The organism is Pseudomonas sp. MD195_PC81_125, assembly GCF_014060985.1.
GTDB classification, from domain to species: Bacteria; Pseudomonadota; Gammaproteobacteria; order Pseudomonadales; family Pseudomonadaceae; genus Aquipseudomonas; species Aquipseudomonas parakoreensis.
The window spans coordinates 1-3645 of record NZ_JABULD010000130.1; the positions used below are offsets into that span (position 1 = coordinate 1).

4 protein-coding genes are annotated in these 3645 nt (G+C 59.3%); 1 reads left to right on the forward strand and 3 read right to left on the reverse strand.

Annotation, left to right across the window (positions count from 1 at the left end; genetic code table 11):
* Window positions 1-97 precede the first annotated feature (97 nt).
* From HT737_RS05785 to HT737_RS05795, 3 genes are all read right to left on the reverse strand, one after another.
* The gene (locus tag HT737_RS05785; RefSeq protein WP_182401808.1) at window positions 98-1273 is read right to left on the reverse strand and encodes a GAF domain-containing sensor histidine kinase; all 1176 of its coding nucleotides are present in this window, start codon (window positions 1271-1273) and stop codon (window positions 98-100) included.
* A 161-nt stretch (window positions 1274-1434) separates the two neighbouring features.
* Complete coding sequence (locus tag HT737_RS05790) at window positions 1435-1740, reverse strand: PepSY domain-containing protein (protein WP_041066459.1); 306 nt, start codon at window positions 1738-1740, stop codon at window positions 1435-1437.
* A 158-nt stretch (window positions 1741-1898) separates the two neighbouring features.
* On the reverse strand, window positions 1899-3023 hold the full coding sequence (locus tag HT737_RS05795; protein ID WP_182401810.1) for a glycerophosphodiester phosphodiesterase: 1125 nt from the start codon (window positions 3021-3023) through the stop codon (window positions 1899-1901).
* A 222-nt stretch (window positions 3024-3245) separates the two neighbouring features.
* On the opposite strand from HT737_RS05795, the gene HT737_RS05800 reads away from it, so the two are divergent.
* Window positions 3246-3572 (forward strand): DUF2025 family protein, encoded by a 327-nt coding sequence (locus tag HT737_RS05800; protein ID WP_182401812.1) that lies wholly within the window; start codon window positions 3246-3248, stop codon window positions 3570-3572.
* Window positions 3573-3645 lie beyond the last annotated feature (73 nt).

Genomic DNA, 3645 nt, shown 5'->3' on the forward strand with positions numbered 1-3645 from the left:
GGCGCAGTGCCAGTCGCCTCAAATGTGGCAGACAGACCGCTTTCGCGAGCAGGCTCGCTCCCACAGGGATCTGTGGTGGATTTGAGTTTGTGGTGTTTCAGGCAGTGGGCAGGCTGAAGGTGAACAGCGTGCCGCTCTGTGCGGTGGACGCCACATGCAAATGCCCACCGTGGGACTGGGCGATCTGGCTGGCGATATACAGCCCCAGACCGAGCCCGGCCTGTGGCGTGCTGGCGCTTGGGCGCGAGTAAGGCTGGAACAGATGCGGCAAAACCGCCTCGGGAATATGCCCCTGATTCTTCACCGCAAGCATCAACACGTCGTGCTCGACTTGCGCGATGACCTCAATGTCACCCGCCGGGTCGCCGTGGGCCACCGCATTGGCCAGCAGGTTCGACAGCAATTGAGCGATCCTCGCGCGGTCACAGGGCAAGCCCTGCAAGTCGCCGATGGACGCGTGAATGGTGCGTTGCGGATGCACGTTGCGAATCTCCGTCACCACTTGCTGCACGGCTTCGGTCAAATCGGCGCAGGGCTGGATATCCACCGGAATGCCCTTGCCCAAGCGTCCGCGAGCAAAGTCGAGTACGTCATCCACCAGCCGGGTTGCCCGTTGCGCACTGCCGAGGATATTGCGTACCCGAACGTCGATGGCCGGATCCGGATGCTTGCGCAGGAGCATTTCGGCGCCGGCGCTGATCGAGAACAACGGGTTACGCAAGTCGTGGCCGAGCACGGCAATGAACTGTTCGCGCAACTCGGCGGTTTCGCGCTCCTGCAACAACGCGGTTTCGGTGAGCTGCGCGTTTTCCTCGGCTTCGATCTGCAACGCAAGCATCCGCGCGAACGACTCCATGGTGCTCTGGATGCTGCTGGACTTGAGCTGTGCCGGGTTCGGATCGAGGGCGCAGATCGTGCCGAAAAAGCGCCCGTCGGTGCGGAACACCGGCACCGAGATATAACTCTCGAATTTGTACAGACGCGGGGTGTGATGATCGCGGTAGAGCGGGTCTTCGCTGGCCTTGTCGATCACCACCGACGTGTGCGCAGCACGGATTTCGTGGCACAGCGTGGTGACCACATCCAGTTCGCCACCGACCTGCAGGCCAAAATCCAGCTGGTCGAGGACGGCGCAGGCTGTCCATGACTCCTCGGTAACCCGCGCCACGGCGGCAAAGCGCAGGCCGGTCAGTTCGCGAATCACCTGAAGAATCGCCGGAACCGCGCTGATCCGTCCGATCGTTGCGATGTCTGCTGCCGCTGTCTGCCCCATGCCCATCGCTCTCGGCTGCAATCGTTTATCTGATGGTCGCCATACTAGCCGTCTGATGGCGGTTTTGGCATCCCTTCGGGCGGCATCCGCGTGATTCGCCGGGCAACGGACGCAAAAAAGCCGCAGGATCCGGGATCGTGCGGCTTTGCGTTGGCGGTGTATCAGGTGTCTTGCTTGTTGCTTAGCACCTTGCCGGTAGTGGCATCGAAATCGACGTCATACTCTTTGCCATCGGCGGTTTTCAGCTCGACTTCGTACTCGTAACCGTTGAAGTGGTTATCCAGATCGGTGTCGGTGATGGTCGCACCCGGATGCAGTTTCAGCGCTTCGGCATTCATCGATTCCAGCGACTTGATCTTGCCGGATTTGACCAGCTCAGGGATCTGGTCGACGCGCACATCGGCCTGGGCCAGGCCAGCAGTCAGGGTCAGGGCAGCGGCGGTAAACAGGGCAGTCAAAGTTTTCATCGGCTCATTCCTTGGGTTGTTCGTTGAAGTGGGCTCAGGTTAACCACCACAACTTAATTCACCCTTAAAACCCCGAATACAAAACGGACAAGCCATGCCCGACACAAAACCTGTGGGAGCGTGGCTTGCCCGCGATGAAGGCGCCTCGGTTTTGCAGATCAGAACCCGTTGTTCTTCAACACCTGATCGACACTGGCGCTGGCTGGACGCTTGTAGAACTTCAACAGTTCGCTGGCGCGGTTGGTGAAAATGCCATCAACGCCGGCCGCCATGACTTTCTCGAAGTCCACCGGCTCATCGACGGTGTACACGTGCACCAGCATGCCCTGATCGTGGGTGTACTGGTTCATCCACGGTTGCACCAGATCCGAGTAGCTCTGATCGCCGCCCTTGGTCAACTTGGCAGAAGGGCCGGTGCCGATGGCGCCGTGAGCCTTGGCGAAATCCACCCATTGCTTGAATTCGGCTTCGGACTTCGGCTCCTGCTTGCCGTAGAACACGTTCTTGTCCTTCTCGCCGGATTCGGCAAAGGTCACCTTGGATTTTGGCTCGATGCTGCCTTCACCGACCCACAGCAGCAGGATTTTCGGCACTTGCGGCATTTCCTTTTGCAGCAGTTCGAGGCTGTTCTTCTCGAAAGTCTGCAGGATCACCTTGCCTTTGCCCTGGCCGACGCCCAGCTCGCTTTTCGCCAGTTTCGAGCCGGCCGGACTCAGCCAGCCGCGATCCTGCAGTTTCTCTTTGAGGTCATGCTCGATTCCCGGAAACAGTTGCGGTTCCTTGGTTTCGATGTACAGGCCCGGCTTGTGTTTCGGGTTGGCCTGGGCGATGTCGATGATTTCATCAAGGGTGAGGATTTTCAGTCCGGCATAGGTCGGACGTGCGCGATCCGGGTAAGCCTTGTTGTACCAGCTGCCGGCGTCGAGGGTTTTCAGTTCGGCCATGGTGAAGGCGGTGGCCGGGCTGTCCTTGCGCTCGGGGAACTTGGTGGCGACGTCGGTGGTGCGTTGCAGGTTGTTGTCGTGCAGGGCGAACAACACGCCGTCCTTGCTGCGCTGCAAGTCCATTTCCAGGTAGTCGGCGCCAAGGTCGCGGGCCAGTTTGTAGGAGGCGGCGGTGGATTCCGGAGCATCGAAAGACGCGCCACGGTGCGCGATCACGGCTGGATGCGGAATGCCATGGGCGGCGGCAAGCGCGTTGACGTCAGTCGCGGCGGCGTGGGCCTGGCCGAGACCGAGCATCAGGCTCAGCATGAGGGCGCTTTTGGTGAAAGTGGCGGGCATGTTCGAGTTCCTTTCGCAGGGCATTTTCAAAGACGTACCTTTTAACAACTGAAGCGATTGCGTGCTATCGCCAGACCGACATAAACGTATTAAAAGCGATTTTTCCTGCACTTTTGTGGCGCGGTTTGCAGTACGCTTGCCCTCGGCAGACGCTCCGGCAGAGGGCGCGCCGAGTCTGTTGCCCTGCGTGTAAACCATCGATGATTTTTCGTGAGGTTTACCATGCGCATCACTTCCCAACTCATCTGTCAGGCCGCCGATGACCTCAAGGGTTTTGTCGGCCTCAACCGCAAGACCGGTCAGTACATCGTGCGATTCAGCGAAGATTCGTTCGGCATGGACGTGGCCGATGACGGGATTATTCCCACCAGCGAATTTGTCTGGGCGCCGGTTTCGGATACCACCATGACCTTGAAGCGCGAGCTGATTCAGTTGCTGCTGGACCAGAACATCGATGAGCGGATCAACATCACTGAGCCGTTGCGGGTGTACATGAGCAAGGTTGAGGTGCCGGAGATTGTGGCGGTGCGCAGTCTGGTAAAAGGCTGAAGTTTTGTAGTGGCTGTTGCGGCCTCTTCGCGAGCAGGCTCGCTCCCACAGTTGATCGCATTTTCCCTGTGGG

Excerpts from the sequence above, each read along its gene's own strand:
- HT737_RS05785 (WP_182401808.1), bottom strand. The coding sequence starts at position 1,273 with ATGGGGCAGACAGCGGCAGCAGACATCGCAACGATCGGACGGATCAGC.
- HT737_RS05790 (WP_041066459.1), bottom strand. The coding sequence starts at position 1,740 with ATGAAAACTTTGACTGCCCTGTTTACCGCCGCTGCCCTGACCCTGACT.
- HT737_RS05795 (WP_182401810.1), bottom strand. The coding sequence starts at position 3,023 with ATGCCCGCCACTTTCACCAAAAGCGCCCTCATGCTGAGCCTGATGCTC.
- HT737_RS05800 (WP_182401812.1), top strand. The coding sequence starts at position 3,246 with ATGCGCATCACTTCCCAACTCATCTGTCAGGCCGCCGATGACCTCAAG.